At 41.1% G+C, this 16823-nt stretch carries 17 protein-coding genes and 2 other annotated features; of the genes, 1 reads left to right on the top strand and 16 read right to left on the bottom strand.

Going from position 1 to position 16823, the window contains the following annotated elements; genetic code table 11:
- The first annotated feature begins 87 nt into the window (after positions 1-87).
- On the top strand, positions 88-912 hold the full coding sequence (locus EIH20_RS01410; protein ID WP_124057577.1) for a CPBP family intramembrane glutamic endopeptidase: 825 nt from the start codon (positions 88-90) through the stop codon (positions 910-912).
- Between the two features lie 50 nt (positions 913-962).
- Here the strand turns inward: EIH20_RS01410 and EIH20_RS01405 are convergent, their stop codons facing one another.
- The 16 genes from EIH20_RS01405 to EIH20_RS01330 all read right to left on the bottom strand — a co-directional run bounded on the left by EIH20_RS01405 (position 963) and on the right by EIH20_RS01330 (position 16617).
- Entirely contained in the window at positions 963-1490 is a 528-nt protein-coding gene (locus EIH20_RS01405; protein ID WP_124057576.1) for a GNAT family N-acetyltransferase, read from the bottom strand.
- A 74-nt stretch (positions 1491-1564) separates the two neighbouring features.
- A complete protein-coding gene (rpmA, locus tag EIH20_RS01400) occupies positions 1565-1855 on the bottom strand; it encodes a 50S ribosomal protein L27 (RefSeq protein WP_124057575.1) in 291 nt (96 codons plus the stop codon).
- 14 nt (positions 1856-1869) lie between these two features.
- Entirely contained in the window at positions 1870-2217 is a 348-nt protein-coding gene (locus EIH20_RS01395; RefSeq protein ID WP_124057574.1) for a ribosomal-processing cysteine protease Prp, read from the bottom strand.
- 19 nt (positions 2218-2236) lie between these two features.
- On the bottom strand, positions 2237-2545 hold the full coding sequence (gene rplU, locus EIH20_RS01390; protein ID WP_124057573.1) for a 50S ribosomal protein L21: 309 nt from the start codon (positions 2543-2545) through the stop codon (positions 2237-2239).
- A gap of 37 nt (positions 2546-2582) precedes the next feature.
- Positions 2583-2655: a sequence feature (ribosomal protein L21 leader region), on the bottom strand.
- Positions 2656-2878: 223 nt separating this feature from the next.
- Positions 2879-3421 (bottom strand): rod shape-determining protein MreD, encoded by a 543-nt coding sequence (mreD, locus tag EIH20_RS01385; RefSeq protein ID WP_124057572.1) that lies wholly within the window; start codon positions 3419-3421, stop codon positions 2879-2881.
- Between the two features lie 2 nt (positions 3422-3423).
- Entirely contained in the window at positions 3424-4260 is an 837-nt protein-coding gene (gene mreC / locus EIH20_RS01380) for a rod shape-determining protein MreC (protein WP_124057571.1), read from the bottom strand.
- Positions 4261-4273: 13 nt separating this feature from the next.
- On the bottom strand, positions 4274-5299 hold the full coding sequence (gene mreB / locus EIH20_RS01375; protein ID WP_124057570.1) for a rod shape-determining protein: 1026 nt from the start codon (positions 5297-5299) through the stop codon (positions 4274-4276).
- A gap of 197 nt (positions 5300-5496) precedes the next feature.
- Positions 5497-5697, bottom strand: coding sequence for a cold-shock protein (locus EIH20_RS01370; protein ID WP_124057569.1), 201 nt, complete (start codon positions 5695-5697; stop codon positions 5497-5499).
- Positions 5698-5915: 218 nt separating this feature from the next.
- Positions 5916-6611, bottom strand: a complete 696-nt coding sequence (gene radC / locus EIH20_RS01365) for a RadC family protein (protein ID WP_124057568.1) — start codon at positions 6609-6611, stop codon at positions 5916-5918.
- Positions 6612-6660: 49 nt separating this feature from the next.
- A complete protein-coding gene (locus EIH20_RS01360) occupies positions 6661-8004 on the bottom strand; it encodes a bifunctional folylpolyglutamate synthase/dihydrofolate synthase (RefSeq protein WP_124057567.1) in 1344 nt (447 codons plus the stop codon).
- Between the two features lie 10 nt (positions 8005-8014).
- Positions 8015-10666 carry a valine--tRNA ligase gene (locus tag EIH20_RS01355; RefSeq protein ID WP_124057566.1) on the bottom strand — a complete coding sequence of 884 codons (2652 nt, stop codon included), beginning with the start codon at positions 10664-10666 and terminating at the stop codon, positions 8015-8017.
- 53 nt (positions 10667-10719) lie between these two features.
- Positions 10720-10928, bottom strand: a binding site (T-box leader).
- A 62-nt stretch (positions 10929-10990) separates the two neighbouring features.
- Positions 10991-11740 (bottom strand): NAD-dependent protein deacylase, encoded by a 750-nt coding sequence (locus tag EIH20_RS01350; protein ID WP_124057565.1) that lies wholly within the window; start codon positions 11738-11740, stop codon positions 10991-10993.
- A 121-nt stretch (positions 11741-11861) separates the two neighbouring features.
- A complete protein-coding gene (locus tag EIH20_RS01345; RefSeq protein ID WP_124057564.1) occupies positions 11862-12356 on the bottom strand; it encodes a thiol peroxidase in 495 nt (164 codons plus the stop codon).
- 77 nt (positions 12357-12433) lie between these two features.
- Positions 12434-13648, bottom strand: a complete 1215-nt coding sequence (gene thiI / locus EIH20_RS01340; protein ID WP_241152359.1) for a tRNA uracil 4-sulfurtransferase ThiI — start codon at positions 13646-13648, stop codon at positions 12434-12436.
- A 19-nt stretch (positions 13649-13667) separates the two neighbouring features.
- Entirely contained in the window at positions 13668-14804 is a 1137-nt protein-coding gene (locus tag EIH20_RS01335; RefSeq protein ID WP_124057562.1) for a cysteine desulfurase family protein, read from the bottom strand.
- Positions 14805-14892: 88 nt separating this feature from the next.
- Positions 14893-16617, bottom strand: coding sequence for a septation ring formation regulator EzrA (locus EIH20_RS01330; protein ID WP_124057561.1), 1725 nt, complete (start codon positions 16615-16617; stop codon positions 14893-14895).
- Between the last annotated feature and the right edge of the window lie 206 nt (positions 16618-16823).

Below are 16823 nucleotides of genomic sequence, written 5' to 3'. Positions count from 1 at the left end.
CAATAAATCGTTGAATTTTCAAATATTCTTCATTTCTGGCCGCTAAAATGTTATTGTTATACTTTATTAATTCGAGAGGGGTTAGCCATGGACCGCATTATCAAACCATTTATATTACTTTTTACTGCCCTAGTAACTATCCTATCCTATGAAACACTTCAAGAGATTATCTATTTTTATATTCCCATGCCCCCATTCTCCTTAGAAAAGAACTATTTCTTCATCGACACAATCTGCTGTGCGGTTATGGTGGTTGTATATGGCTTCTTATATCATCGGATTTATCAGCATACTGCCAAAAAACCTATCTTGCCAAGTCTTCAGTCCATTCTCCCTTGTTCAATAATTACTTTAGGTGCTGGCGGCATCAGCTTACTATGGTTCATCATATCCGATTACTTATCCGCTTCGATCCCCTTACTCGCTCAAAGTATGGAGTCCTTCAACGAAACTTGGTCGACTCTTTATCAAGAACCCTATTATTGGTCCTTCCTGTCTGTAGCTTTCTTAGGCCCCCTTGTCGAAGAATTAATCTTCCGTGGCTTGGTCTTCAACCTTCTCGAGAAAGTTCGCCCAGGCTGGTTCCCTGTTATCGGTTCAGCTATAGCCTTTGGTATCTGGCATGGCGAACCGGTCCAAATGGTTTACACGGCCATTATCGGCATCTTTCTAGCCATCATTTACCAACGAACCCATAGTCTGATTCTCTGCTCCTATATTCATATTCTAAACAATAGCTTGTCAACTCTACCACCGGCATGGGATACCGACCAAGTCCATACCATATTAGGGATTATCAGTTACGCCCTCATCTTACCAGCTTTATATTTGACCTATAGAATCGTTCTAGAATCCAAACACCCATCTTTGACCACTAATACCCTCCACCTCAAAGGTTCTGACCAAGACTAAGCAACACCCCATCTTCGCCAAAAGATTCCGGCTGAAGATGGGGTGTTGTCTTATAGATTAAAAGCTGAAGAATAGTGAATCACGCCACCTTGTGTAGCCAAGACCTCTGAATGCAATGGATAAATCAAATAATAGTCTTCAGGCACGTCGAAGGGAGCTTGAATATTATAGTGACTTGCAGGAACAAAGCCTAATCGTTGATAAAAACTTGGCTGCCCCAATACACTGATAAATGGATATTGCTGAGCTATGGCGGCTTGTTCTATCAATTTATTGGCTAATCGTGTCCCCAAGCCTTGTCCTTGAAAGCCTGGTAATACCGCCAAAGGAGCCAAAACTAAACCAACGATCCGTTGTTCAGCTGCCACAAGTTTACAAGGACTCAAGAGACCATGGGCTATTATTTGGCCTTCATGGCTCACAATCCATTCACCCATAGGGTCAAAATCTGCCAGAACCCGTATGCGTTTCACTAGTTCTGCTTCACCCTGATAACCATAGTGGCTTAAACTAAAGGCCTGGCGTACCAGCTGGTCAATGGCTCCATAGTGTTCACCGCGTGCGTTCATCAATTCCATGTATTCTGCTCCTTATAAACAAAAAGCCTACCAACCAATCATTACGAATGGTTAGCAGACTTCTTCTCTTTTAATTAAGCTTCTACCGCTACTGGGTAAATAGATACTTGTTTTTTGTCGCGACCTTTACGTTCGAAACGGACAACGCCGTCTACTTTAGCAAATAAAGTGTCATCGCCACCGATACCTACGTTAAGTCCTGGGTGGATTTTAGTACCGCGTTGACGGTATAAGATTGAACCGCCAGTTACAGTTTGTCCATCAGCAGCTTTAGCTCCTAAACGTTTGGATTCAGAATCACGTCCGTTAGAAGTAGAACCGCCCCCTTTTTTATGAGCGAATAATTGTAAATTTAATTTCAACATACTAAGGCACCTCCTTATTGGGTTAATTTAGAATAGTTCATTTGGATATATTCAGGATAAGACTCGGCTAAAACACTTAAGGCAAAGTCTAAATGTCTTAAGAGTAACTGAGCTTCCTGCTTGGTCGTCTTAGCCGTTATTTCCGGCAATGTCAGCTTTAAATAGCCGCCCTCAACTTCATCAACTTGGGTCTGCACATCAAGCTGTAATAAGTGATGAAGCGAATTTTCAACCGAGATTACTTGACTTGAAACAGCAGCACAGACAATATCTGACCCATGTTCAGCATAGCCAGCGTGCCCGCTTACTTCAAGCGCTTGAATCTGATTAGCTTGATCGCTAAAAATTCGAATATTAATCATGAGCTCTCACGCTTATAAATTATGCGTTGATCGCTTCTACGACTAATTTAGTGTATGGTTGACGGTGACCTTGTTTACGGTGAGTATCTTTACGACGTTTGTATTTGAAAGTAACAACTTTCTTTTGACGGCCTTGTTTTTCAACTGTAGCTTCGACAGTTGCACCCTTAACGAAAGGCGTACCTACTTTAGTTGTTTCGCCACCTACAAGAACGACTTCTTCAAAAGTAACTTTGTCACCTGCTTCAGCGTTCAATTTTTCAACGTAGATTGCTTGGCCGACTTCAACTTTTAATTGTTTACCACCTGTTTTGATAATTGCGTACATTAAAGCACCTCCTTTATAAAATTGGCGGAGATTACTCTCCTACACTTAGACTCGCCATCCCGAGTGTTCCTAAGACACTTAATACTCTTCATGTGCGGTTGCAGATGTGGTGCTACACAAATACAACACTAGAATCTTACCAAAAACCTCCAGCCACGTCAACTAGCAATTTAAATTACATCCATCGCTGTTCTCTGATTCAACAGCTATCTAACAAAAAAACAACCGAAACTCATATAAGCCATTGATCGGATTGGCCAACGCCAACTCGCTACGCTTACATAAGTTTCGGTTGATTAACTTTCAAGTATTTTAGCCAAATTTGAAACAGGCTTAGAAAATAATATAGTCCTCATAGCCTAACCAAGAAAGAATCCACTTAGTTGGGAAATACAAGGCAAAAGAAAGCACGGTATTAAAGATCAAAGTTGGCGTCAGGTGCTGAACCAGAAATTCCGTCAAAACCACATGAATCATATTCAGCTCTTTATAAAAGACAAAAACTAGGAAATCCACAAAAGAGATTGCAACGATAAAGAACATATAATGAACGAAAGCTTTACGCGGAAAGAATTTCTTAATGCGTACCACAATTAGGGCAACAAAGAAATAAAGGGTTGCATAAAGTCCTAACAGGAGCGTGTTGTAGGAATCGGTCAACAGGCCGAAGATAAAACCATATAGGACAATATGGGCATCTTTAAAATAAAAGGCAAAAGTAATGATACAAAACAAGGTTAAGTGCGAGACAATCGTTTGCGCCGGATCCAAGAAAGCCTTAGGGAAAATAGCCGGTAAAGCTGAATCAATCATAACAGATAAAAATAGCATCAAAGGCACAAACCATCTAATCTTACGGTCGCGGGTCATCTTCATGATTACTCACTCCGTCCATCACGTTTAATGACTGTCACAAATCGAATATCGGTCATTTCGCCTGCCGGTTTAATCTTTACGACTTGGAAAAGTCCATAGTCGTCCATTTTCGCTGATTCTACTGTACCAATTAACAAGGTAGATGGTGTGACACCACCCAAACCAGAGGTGATTACCTTATCCCCTTTTTCGATTTTGACATCTGGCGATACTTGAGTCATCACATAATTCTTGGTCTTGCGATCGTAACCTGACACGATTCCGTTAGCTGAACCTTTTTTGGCTTGAACCGAAGCAGCCACTTTACCTTCATTGGATTCTTGTGAGGTTAACAACAAGACTTTGGAAGAGGTCTTATTGACTTCAACTACACGCCCAATCAAACCATTACCGGCCATCACTGACATGTTTTTCTCAATGCCATCTTTGGCACCAATATCAATCGTCATACTTTCAATCCATTGATCGGGATTACGAGCAATAACCGTACCATGAATCACCGTGTAATCACTTAAAGATTCCGTTAATTTTAACTCTTGCTTCATCTTATTATTATCAGCTTCTAAATCCGCCACCCGAACTTGTAATTCGTACACTTGATTAATCTTTTGTTTAAGATGTTGGTTCTCTTCGAAGGTATTAATGAGATTATCCACTGAATCGACAAAGCGGACCACCATCGATACTGGAGCGGAAAAGATGCGGCCAACCCCAGCCGTTGCATTATTGGCTGGACTGGTTACTGGGTTACTAGCCCCGTTAATCACTGAGTAAGTTAACAGTGACACAATGGCAATCCCCGCTAATAGAATTCCGATCAATTTCTTATTATTAATCATTGCCTAATCCTTTCTACAAACGCGCTTTCTTTTCTTGTTCTTTCAAACGAGATGAAAATTCTTTTAAAATCTTACCGGTTCCCAAGGCCACACAATCCATAGGCACTCGGGCCAAATGAACCGGAATACCAATTTCTTCGTGTAAACGATCCGGTAACCGTTTCAATAAGGCTCCACCACCGGTCAAGACAATGCCACTCTCCATAATATCAGCCGATAATTCTGGCGGTGTTTGTTCTAAAACATGTTTTAATGCTAAGACAAGTTGTTGAACCACTTCATCAATCGCTTGTGAAATGACATGCGCTTTGATGACTTTCTCATCAGGAATACCAGTTGCAATATTACGCCCTTTTACTTTAAGAGACAGATTTTCATCCTGAATGGTAAATTGAGCATTACCAATCTCTTTTTTTATTTGCTCTGCTGTAGCATAACCGATGGCTAAGTGATAATGGTTGCGAACAAAGTCCATAATCACTTCATTAATCCGGCCACCACCGGTTCGTGTCGTTGACCCGGTCACGATCTGACCATAGGATAAGGTAGCTACATCAGTGGTGCCGCCGCCGATATCCACAACCATTTTGCCACGCGGTTCGTAGATAGCTAAGTTCGCCCCTAAAGCTGCAGCAAAGGGTTCTTCCACTACCATAGCACGACTAATACCTAAGTCTTTAATAGCATCGATTACCGCGCGTTTTTCAACTTTACTAATTTGGCTTGGCACGCAGACCACTACTTCTGGTCGCGATAAAGAGCGAACCATCGCCTGATTGATAAAATGAGCTAACATCTGCTTGGTCACTGAAAAATTAGCAATCACACCATCGCGCATGGGCCGAATAATCTCATACTTATCAGAGGTCCGTCCCACTAGACTTTCGGCTTCACGGCCAAAAGCAACCAATTCATTGGTTTCCTTATTTTGGGCAACAATCGAAGGTTCCCGTAAAGCAATACCCTTATTTTCGATATAGATGACTGTATTTGATGTCCCTAAATCAATACCAAGTCGTTGCTTATTAAAAAAAGCCATGGTTACCTTCTCCTTATCTTTAGAATGCGACAGCACGTTCTCATTTAAACATTATAGCAAAATCCCGGCGCAAAAAGCTAGCCATCTCACTAGTCTTCTAAATATTTTCATATTTGTTTGCGTGCTTTTCGATCCATCGTTTGACAGCACAAAAAAAGAGCAAGGTTCAAAAACCTTGCCCGTTAAATGTTTCGTCATTAGATTTTTTCAACGTTAGCTGCTTGAGGTCCACGAGCGCCCTCTTCTACTTCGAAAGATACTTCTTGACCTTCCTCTAAAGTTTTGAAACCTTCTCCTTGGATAGCTGAGAAGTGAACGAATACGTCAGTTCCGCCTTCACGTTCAATAAATCCAAAACCTTTTTCAGAGTTAAACCATTTCACTTTACCTTGTTCCATAATACTAAAAAATCCTCCTCGTGCACAAAGCACCAATATTATTATATTTCTGCAAAGCGTACGAAGAGTTGTTGCATGAACAGTCATTCTTACCTTAACAAAAACATACCTAAATAATAACATATTTTATCCCGTTTGCAAGCGTTTACTATTGCTTTATTGAAAAACTTTATTATTCAAGTCAAAAGCGATTAACTTAACCGGCGTATCTTCAAAGCCTATTCAAATAGCCCTTCTTCCTCACGCAAGCTGCGATAAGAATGATCCCCGATAATCAGATGATCCAAAATTTCAATTCCCATCAAGTCCCCGCATTCAATCATCCGCTCAGTAAAATTTAGATCCGCACCTGACGGCGTCGTATCACCCGACGGATGGTTGTGAGCCATAATAATACGCGCCGTTGGGTATTTGACCGCTTCTTTAAATATTTCTCTTGGATGAGCACAAGCACTATTGACCGTGCCCATAAAGATAGTCCGCTTGCGAATGATTTCATTCTTGGAATTGAGAAAGAGAACCACTAAATGCTCTTGATGCAAATCACGCATTTCTTTTAGGAGCCACTGGCCGGCCTCTTCGGTTGATGTCAACTGACCAAGCTTGGGCAAAGTGGACTGAGCAATGCGACTACCTAGTTCAATGGCAGCCCTTAGTTCAATGGCCTTCGCTTGACCAATGCCTTTGATGGCTTGCAATTCAACTAGACTGGCTAATTTCAATTGGGCTAGATTTTCAAAAGAGCTTAACACTTGCATAGCTAGGCCCAAAACATTGGTATCACGGTAGCCCGTTCTCAGTAAAATGGCTAAAAGTTCATGATTGGCTAAAGCCTTTTCACCAAAAGCTAACAAGCGTTCCCTTGGCAAGGATTCTTCTGGCACTTCTTGAATGATACTGACCTTTGATTGCATATAAAAACCCCTCTCAAAAGGTAAATACCCAAATTGAGAGAGGTAGCATTTAGTATTCTGCTTTTTCTTGCGTTAAATATTCTCTAACTTCTGAGACAAAATACAAGGAACCCGTTATCAATAACAATTGTCGGCTAGGGCCGCTTTGACTTTGAGTCAGATAGTTCTTTAGATACTGAATCCAATCTCCTTGCCAGGCAATAGACGCTTGATCATGGGCTGGTAAGTCCTGCAAAATGCTTTCGAAATCAGTTTGAGTCATGGCTTTAACATGGCTGAAACTGGTTAATGTCAAACTAGCTAGAGGAAAGGTCAAGAGATAAGGAATTTGTTCGTGATGATCCTTAGTCGAAATGCCCGCGTATAACAAATGAATCTGATAATCAGCAAAATGATCATCAATTAACTGACGCAAGGCTTGTAATCCATGCATATTATGAGCCCCATCGATATAAATTAAAGGATCTTGGCTCAATTTTTCCATACGAGCTAACCAATGTGTTCGGCTTAAAGCTGTCTTAGCTTGGTCCCAATCAATGGCTTGACCCATATCTTTCATCCACAATTCAAAGGCTTGCAAGGCTAAGCAAGCGTTATGGACTTGGTGGCGGCCTAACATCTGGATATGGCAACTTTCTTGCCGGCTCAAGCGGCTTTGATAGGTAAATTCGGCTCCCTTTTGACCTAATAAGCTAACTTGAGCGGCTTGGAAGTCTTGACCCCAATGCCAGATTGAAGCATTTTGTCCTTGAGCATACGCTGAAATAATCGGTAAGGTGGTATCTGGTACCTGTCCTAACACCAGTTTGGCACCCTCTTTAATGATGGCAGCTTTAATTTGCGCCACCGATTCAACCGTTGAACCCAAGCGGTCGGCATGATCCAGACCAATAGAGGTAATGATCGCTATTTGACCATCGACTACATTAGTCGCATCATCGCGGCCACCAATACCCACTTCAACTAGGCAGACATCAGGTTGTACCTCTTGAAAATACAAAAGCATCATAATGGTATAAAGCTCGAATTCAACAAGTGGCCCTAACTGCCGGGATTCTAATTCTTCCATCAAGAGAGCTAGGCGGTTAAAGAGAGCTAACATAGCTTGGTCACTAATATTCTGCCCGTTCAAACTTAATCGTTCGGTACAGGTCACAATATGAGGTGAGGTAAAGGTCCCCACTTTAAGTCCTTGACTTAACAAAAGATCACGTAGATAAGCTAAAGTGGACCCCTTGCCATTGGTACCTGTCAGATGGATGACCGGCAAATCCCGTTCAGGATGGTTAAAGTAATCTAGCGCAAAAGCCATGCGCTCCTGTCTTTTTTCAGGATAATACACTTTGTCTTGCCACAAATAGTCAAAGACTTCTTTGAAATTAGCAAACTTCATCTTCAGACTCCTATTCTGCCTCGAGCATCGCTTTCATTTGAGCTAACCGTTCAGCCACAGCAGTCTGTTGTTTAAGATAGTCTTGTCGCTTAGCTTCTTCTTCCTGAACCACTTTAGCTGGCGCTTTCTTCACAAAATTCTCATTGGCTACCTTCTTATCGATACGTTCGATTTCTTGGTCTAATTTAGCCAAATCTTTCTCTAAACGTTGAATTTCGTCTTCAAGCTTAATTAAGCCCTTCAGCGGCATAAAGATTTGAGCAAAAGATAAGGTCTGGGAAACCACTTCTTCCGGTAAACTAGGATCTAACTCAATAACTAATTCAGCTGGATTACAGAAGCGGTCAATGTATGCACGGTTGGCTTCCAACAAGGTTTTGGTTGCATCATCTTGCGCTTTAATCATCAAATCAACTGGTTTTGATAATGGGGTATTCATTTCGTTACGGATAGTCCGAACTGAGCGAATTAATTCCATCAAATCTTCCATGGCCGCTACTGCGGTAGGATTTTGGTACTCTGCTTGAACCTGAGGGTAAGCAGCCGTCACGATTGATGAGTCTTGACCGGCGATTTGTTGCCAAATTTCTTCGGTAACAAATGGCATGATTGGATGAAGTAGACGAAGGAACTGATCTAAGACATAAACTAAGATAGATTTAGTTGTCCGATGTTCTTTAGTGGTATCTTGCAAGCTCTCTTTGGTCATTTCAATATACCAATCACAGTAGTCATCCCAAATAAAGTGATACAAGACACGACCGGCTTCACCAAACTCAAATTTATCAAATAAACGCGTCACGTCTTCGATGGTAGTTTGCAGACGAGCTAAAATCCATTGATCAGCTAAGGTTTGATCATCACCTATTTCGATAGTATCTAGATTAAAATCTGGGCCCACGTTCATTAAAACATAGCGGCTCGCATTCCAAATCTTGTTGATGAAATTCCAAGCGGCTGCTAATTTTTCAGGACTATAGCGGACATCTTGACCTGGAGCTGATCCGTTAGCTAAAAACCAACGAAGGGAATCACAGCCATATTCATCGATCACGTCCATTGGATCAATCCCATTGCCTAAAGATTTAGACATCTTTCGGCCTTGAGCATCCCGAATTAAACCATGCATCAAAACATTTTCGAATGGACGCCGACCAGTAAACTCTAAACTTTGGAAGATCATTCGACTAACCCAGAAGAAGATAATATCATAACCCGTAACTAGAGTGTTCGTTGGGAAATAGCGATCCAAATCACGTTCTTGGTCTGGCCATCCCATGGTCGAAAACGGCCATAAAGCTGAAGAGAACCAAGTATCTAAAACATCTTGTTCCCGGGTCCAGTTTTCTGGATCAGTAGGTTCGGTTTCACCTACATACACTTCACCCGTTTCTTTATGGTACCAAGCAGGAATCTGGTGGCCCCACCATAATTGACGTGAAATAACCCAATCATGAACATTTTCCATCCAAGTTAAGAACGTTTGGTCAAAACGTGGTGGGAAGAAAGTGACCTTATCTTCTGTTGTTTGATTGTGGATGGCCTTTTCAGCCAAAGGTTTCATCTTAACAAACCATTGAGTAGATAAATAAGGTTCCACTACCACCCCAGTCCGTTCTGAGTGCCCCACACTATGGGTCATTTCTTCTATTTTGACTAACAAGCCTAATTCATCCAAGTCAGCGATGATTTGTTTACGAGCGGCAAAACGGTCTAAGCCTTCATATTTACCTGCTTTGGCATTCATTGTCGCATCTAAATTCATCACATTTAAACGTGGTAAATCATGACGATTGCCCACTTCAAAGTCATTCGGATCATGAGCTGGGGTAATTTTAACCACGCCAGTTCCAAATTCACGGTCTACATACTCGTCAGCAATAATCGGAATTTCCCGGTTAACTAAAGGTAAGATAACATGTTGACCAATTAAGTGTTGGTAACGTTCATCTTCAGGATGGACCGCAACGGCTGTGTCGCCTAACATGGTTTCAGGACGGGTTGTTGCCACTTCCACAAATTGACCTTCTTGCCCCGCGATTGGGTAACGTAAGTGATAAAAAGCTCCTTGAACATCTTTATGGATAACTTCCATATCAGATAAAGCTGTTTGCGCTTTGGGATCCCAGTTGATGATATATTCACCTCGGTAGATAAGGCCCTTATTATACAATTCTACAAAAACCTTATTCACCGCTTTATTTAAGCCTTCATCAAGGGTAAAGCGTTCACGAGAGTAGTCTACCGAAATACCCATTTTTGCCCATTGTTGGCGGATGGTTTGAGCATATTCCTCTTTCCATTCCCAAACTTTTTCAACAAAGGCTTCCCGACCTAAATCATGGCGTGAAAGACCTTGCTCAGCTAATTTAGCTTCAACCTTAGCTTGAGTCGCAATTCCCGCGTGATCCATACCAGGCAACCATAATGTATCAAAACCTTGCATCCGTTTTTGACGGATAATCATATCTTGTAAGGTGACATCCCAAGCGTGACCCAAATGAAGTTTTCCTGTAACATTTGGTGGTGGAATGACAATCGAGTATGGCTCAGCTTTAGGATCTTCTGAAGGTTTAAAGACATCCTTGGCTAACCATTCTTGATATTTACCTGCTTCAACGGCTTGCGGTTGATATTTGGTTGACATTTGTTCTTGTTTCATCTAATCAGCCTCCTTTTATTATCACTAGAAATAAAAAAGCGTCCTATGCTCGCGCATAGGACGTTGTTTGACGTGGTACCACCTAAGTTTAGATTTAAACATGGTTTAAATCCCTCTTCCTTGTTATCGAAGGGGTTCTCCGTAGGGCACTACTTCTCGTTCACACCCTAAGGCTCCGAGCTACCTTCATTGAAATTGAAAGCTTTCACCGTTTGCTTTCTCTCTAAATGGCTTCAACTACTCTTCTCTTCTTCGCCTATTCTTATCTCTAGATTACTATGGCACCAAGTTTAGCAAATTTACAGGCATTTAACAAGCGCTTATCTAGCTTGAACCTAATTTTTCTTGCAACTGACTGAAGACCGTTTCGATTGGCGCTTGAATAAAATGAATCGGACGCCCATTTAAATCAAGGGGTGTCTTATTGATCAGATAAAGATTAGAACCGGGATAATAATCAATTAAGCCAGCGGCTGGATAGACCATCAACGACGTTCCCGCCACAATGACTAAATCAGCCTTGGCCAAAGCTGCTGTCGCCAAAATTAAATTTTGTTGATCTAGACTTTCCTGATATAGGACCACATCTGGACGAACAATGCCTCCATCACGAGGACAACGAGGAATTCCTTGGTCATCCAAAACCAAATCAGCTAGATCGTAAGACTGACCGCATTGACAACAATAATTGCGCCAGACAGAACCATGTAATTCAATCACTGAACGGGAGCCGGCCGCTTGATGCAAACCATCGATATTTTGCGTAATGATGGTCACATTCTTACCTTGCTCTTCTAAAGTCGCTAAATATTGATGGGCCGGATTAGCTTTAGCCTGTGGATGAATCAGGTGTTGTCGATAATATTGAAAGAATAGGTCAGGATATTGAACAAAAAAGTCATGTGAGATAATCTCTTCAGCTGCATAATGTAGGCCTGTATCTTGATGAAAAAGCCCTTGAGCTGAACGGAAATCGGGAATACCACTGGCTGTCGATACGCCTGCCCCACCGAAGAAAACAAGACGTTCAGCTGCTTGAATAGCCTCATGGAATGCTTGAATTGATGTCGTCATCACTGTCCCCCCTTTACTCATTAGTTTACCATATCCAAGCAAAAGAAAAAGAGCCCCAATTTAACTCACATAAACAAATGAGTTAAATTGGGACTCTCTTCAAAAAATATTGTCGGCTCTATTATAATTGGTCAGCTGCTTCTAGGGCAGCTTTATATGATGGTTCGTCAGTCACTTCAGGGACGATTTCTTGGTATACAATCTTACCCGTTTGGTCAATGACAAAAACTGAACGAGTTAATAAATTTAAACCATCTAATTCGAGACCAAATGCCTTAGCAAATTCATTATGAGTATCGGATAAGGTCTTGACCCCTAATTCCATCTCTTCATTCCAAGTCTTGAAATCTTCTGGCGTATTTTTACTTACCGTGATAAATTGGTAATCTTTGGCTTTAGTCTTTTCATCAAAGACTTTGGTTTGCAATTCGCAAACACGCGTTTTGATATCGGGAACGACACTTAGGATGAGCGGCTTGCCGATTAAATCATGTAAAGCTACCGCTTGATTCTCTTGATCATAGAGGGTCGCATTAGGAATTTGTTGACCAACTTGAGGTTGAAGACCGATTAATTCTTTCTTTTCACCTTTAAACGTTACATGCATGTTCATCATCCTTTCACTTGTCCTTATTATAAGTTAAGTGTATAGATTTACTTTCAAAGCGACAAGTAATATGCCTTTTGGCCCGATTAAAGAAGATCACCAAAGTTGACTTGACTATTTGGTTGATAATCGTGATCAATCAAGATAGACCGAGTCCCGGCTACGGCTTGACTGACTAATTCATCGATATTCAAGGCTTCTTCCATAGCTTGGATAGTAGACAAACGTGGTTTAGTCTTAGGCGACTTAGGTGCAAACACCGTACAGCAATCTTCAAAAGGTTCATTAGACAAAGCATAGGTATCAATTTTCACAGCTAATTCGATAATTTCATTCTTATCCGTTGCGATTAAGGGACGCAAGATAGGAGTATGGGTCACTTCATTGATGACCGCCATGCTCTTCATGGTTTGCGAAGCGACTTGCCCTAATGATTCGCCATTGACGATGGCTTGCGCCTTTTGCTGAATCAAGAGTTGGTCCATAATTCGAACCATCATCCGCCGCATGACGGTCATGGAGAAGTCATCAGGTACCGCTTCTTTGATGGCTTCTTGAATGGCTGTAAAAGGCACTTCATGAAAGCGAATGGGTTTACCATAGGCTGCTAATTTAGCCGTTAATTTCTTGGTTTTCTCTAAGGCTTGCGGACTGGTATAAGGTGGACTAGCGAAATGAACGGCTTCGATCTCCATACCCCGCTTCATCATTAAATAGCCGGCAATCGGTGAATCAAACCCACCGGATAACATGAGGAGACCCTTGCCGCTGGAACCATAAGGCATGCCACCCAAACCAGGAATAGAAATTAAACTTAAATAAGCTCCATCTTGATGAATAGCGATGGTCAGCTTGTAATCAGCCGTCCGTAAATCCACACTTAATTGAGGATAGGCTTCCCCAATCACATCGCCAACTTGACGCTGCAAGCTTAAGGTGTCATATTCAAAGGACTTGTCTGAACGCTTAGCCACCACTCGGAAGCTTTTGCCTTCGTAGTCACCTAGCTCGGCAAATAAAGCCAAAGCTTTTTCTTGGATGGCACCTAGCTCTTTAGCCACCGGATAAACCGGTTCAAAGCGCGAAATACCTGGTATGAATTTTAAAATGGCTATGATTTCATCATAAGTAGCACTTTCCCACTTAAGATGCATAAAGTCATACTGAGGAAATATTTTTAAATCGGGAATATGTTTGGTCCGTAAGCGAATATGTTCAGCCAAACGATTAGTAAACATCTTCTTATTATGGCCTTTGGTCGACAATTCACCATAATGGATTAAGATTTGTTTTTGGGTCACAAATTTGACTCCTTTCATTCTATTTAAGCAGGTTTTGACTCACAGTTTGAATGGTTTGGCACAAAGCCGTCACTTGATCTTGAGTGGTCGTAGCCGACATCGAAATGCGAATAGCAGATTGAGAAATAGACGTATCAACCCCCATGGCACTCAAGGTTGAATGGTTTTGATGCTTACGCGAAGAGCAAGCCGATGTGGTCGAAATATAGACTTGATTTTCTTCAAAAGCATGAACCAAGACTTCACCTGGCACTGGCGGTAAAGCCGCACAAATAATATGGGGACTGCCACTTTCTTGAGCAAATATCTGCCACTGATTCGTTGCTAAAGTCGCCATAATCTCTTGACGAAATTGGCTTAATTTACTTTGATTACTTGCTTGATTTTGCATCGTCAATCGCAGTGCTTTAGCCATGGCTACGATGGCAGCCAAATTTTCGGTTGACGAACGAAGACCTTTTTCTTGGCCACCGCCATAAAGAATTGGTTTAGAGGAGACGCGATGTCGTTTAGCTAGCACCCCTGCTCCACGAGGGGCATGGAATTTGTGCGCTGATAAAGTCACTAAATCAATCCGAGGATGGTGAAGCAAATGCAAATGGCAGGTCGTCGCTTGAACCGCATCCGTATGCCAAATAATTTGGGGATAGTTCTGCAACAAACGCCCAATTTCATCGATCGGTTGAACAGCCCCTACTTCGTTATTAACCGTCATAATCGAAATTAAGAGGACGTCTTTTCCCAGTAATCGAGACAAGGCCTCTAGGTCCACACAGCCATCGGCTAATACCGGGCAAAGGTCAACCTGATATCCTTTTTCTTGAAGCAATGGGATTTGACGACTGATTGATGGATGCTCAATCGCTGAGATAATCAGACGGTTACGATCAGGTGAAGCCGCATGAACCTCATCGACGATAGCTTGTAAAATCCAATTATTAACTTCCGTTCCAGATGACGCAAAATAAATTTCATCTGGATTAAATTGAAGCAATTCAGCTACTTGAGCCCGAGCCTGACATAATAATTGGTGTGATGCTTGGCCTAATTGGTGGGCACTGGACGGATTAGCAAAGTAGTCATTTGCGACCTGTAAGTAGCTTTCCATGACAGCTGGGTCTGGTTGAGTGGTGGCACTATAATCAAAATAATTCATCTTGTTCCTTCTTTCTTGAAGCTATGAGTGACAATAAAAAAGTCGAAAGCGAACCAAAAAGGCTGGCCTTCGACTCAGTACATATCGCTTAATAAATTCTATTTTGCTTTTCTTGGTGATACATGCGACGCACTTGAGTTGGAGCTTCTTGCTCAACCCGCCGCAAGGCTTTCTCAATAACCGCTAAAGCCTCATCATACCGATACTCCCGATGGAAAAGGTATTGGGCATCCTTAATCGCTTGATCCACTTCAGGAAAATCATAACGGAAACGATTCGAGTGTTGAATCATGTATTCTGTTAGAAGGGCACTATCGACAATATCTTCAGTCATGCCTTCTAACTGTTCCAAGTTACTTTGCAAGCTAGATTCAGTGTCTTCAACTTCGTTCATATCAACACGAACCCGATTTAATTGCTTAGCTAACTCTTCAATTTGATCGGTGACTTGATAGAATTTTTGGAAATAAGAATCCTGTAAACCTGGTAAGTGGTTCTTTTCAATTCGACGTTTTAGATTCCGCAACTCTAATTCATAAAGGTCTAGGTTGCTCTTCGCTTCCTTTTCTTTACGGGTTAAGTTAGCCAAATTACCAATGATGTGACTTTGCTCTTCATCAATTTCTTCTAAGCGATGCTTGATTTTTTTCATCTGTGATTCAATCTTGGTGTAAACTGCCCTGTTCGTTTGAATTTCTTGTTTGATATCATTCAAACGATTACTTTCATTGTTAATTTGGTTGGTAATTTCACCAATTTGTTCCACTTCATTCGCGTGAAGAATGTAAGACTGAGCAATACGGTCAACTTCAATACCCGCATAACGGTTATTTTCAGCCACATCATCCAATTTAGTTTTAAGTTGGTTGATATTATGGTTAACATAGTCGCGCGAAGCAATCTCGGTCTCCATCAAATCGTACAGTGAATTAATATCGCGTTCTGATTTATCCATCAAATTCTTAGCTTCTGATAAATCAGCGTTCTTAATTTTATTCTTGGCCTCATTGAGTTTCTCTTTAATTTGGTCGACTTCTTCAGGAACGTTCACTTCGTCAAAGTTAAAGCGATTCTCAATCATTTTTTGGTAGCCATCTAATAAGTCTTCTAAGGAATCCTCATATTGATTCTTAATTTTGTCATACATAGCTGGGATCTTTTCAAGAATTTCTTCCAAGCTCGACATATCAGAATCAAGCTGACCTAAGACGTCATGACTTTCAAGATAATCACCATTGGTGGTTAATTCTGTATACTTGGTGAAGTTCAATTCTAGTAATTGAAGATTCTTTTCTAAGGTTTCAATAGCTGGACCATAGTCAAAGCTATGGTTCATGATACTCTTACGAGCAACTTGATACCGTTCAAGGAGGGCTTCATGGCTTTCTTGATTCGTTTTCTCTACCTCTAATAGTTCAGTTAATTCTTGGTGAAGATCGTTGACTTGAACCTCAGTCTCATCAAGAATTTCCCGCGCTTGATCCAACACTTTCTTGGTCTTACCTAAGCTGAGTTGTTCTGAATATTGTTCAGCCCCTACTAAAGCTGATTCAATCTCGGTGAATTGGAAATTGGTAATTGTTTGCCAAGTAGCCACTAAGCTTTCATACTTACGCTTAGTTTGACCAGATAAATTCATATTCTTCAAAGTGAACAATTGATCAGGAATGGGAATTGCCATCATCCGGTTCTTGCGTTCTTCTAATTCATCAATTTCCTTCTTGCGTTGTGTACGTAAATAATAAATTATTCCATAAGCAACGAGTACTAGAATAATAATGATAAATAGAATATCAGTAAATTTTAGTGCCATTCGTTGTCCGCTCCTCTACTCGTCTCTATTTGCCCATTTATGTCGTTTTCACATAAATTATCACACTAAATTATAACACTATACCCAAATGAATAAAAGAAAAAAACAAAACAATTAAGATTATTTGTTTACACCTTGTCTATATCGAAACTATATTTATCTTATTTAACAAAATCTATCATTAAAAATGACCAAAGCAAAAAACA

The organism is Vaginisenegalia massiliensis, from assembly GCF_900604935.1.
Taxonomy (GTDB): domain Bacteria; phylum Bacillota; class Bacilli; order Lactobacillales; family Aerococcaceae; genus Vaginisenegalia; species Vaginisenegalia massiliensis.
This window is presented reverse-complemented; position numbering and strand designations above follow the sequence as displayed.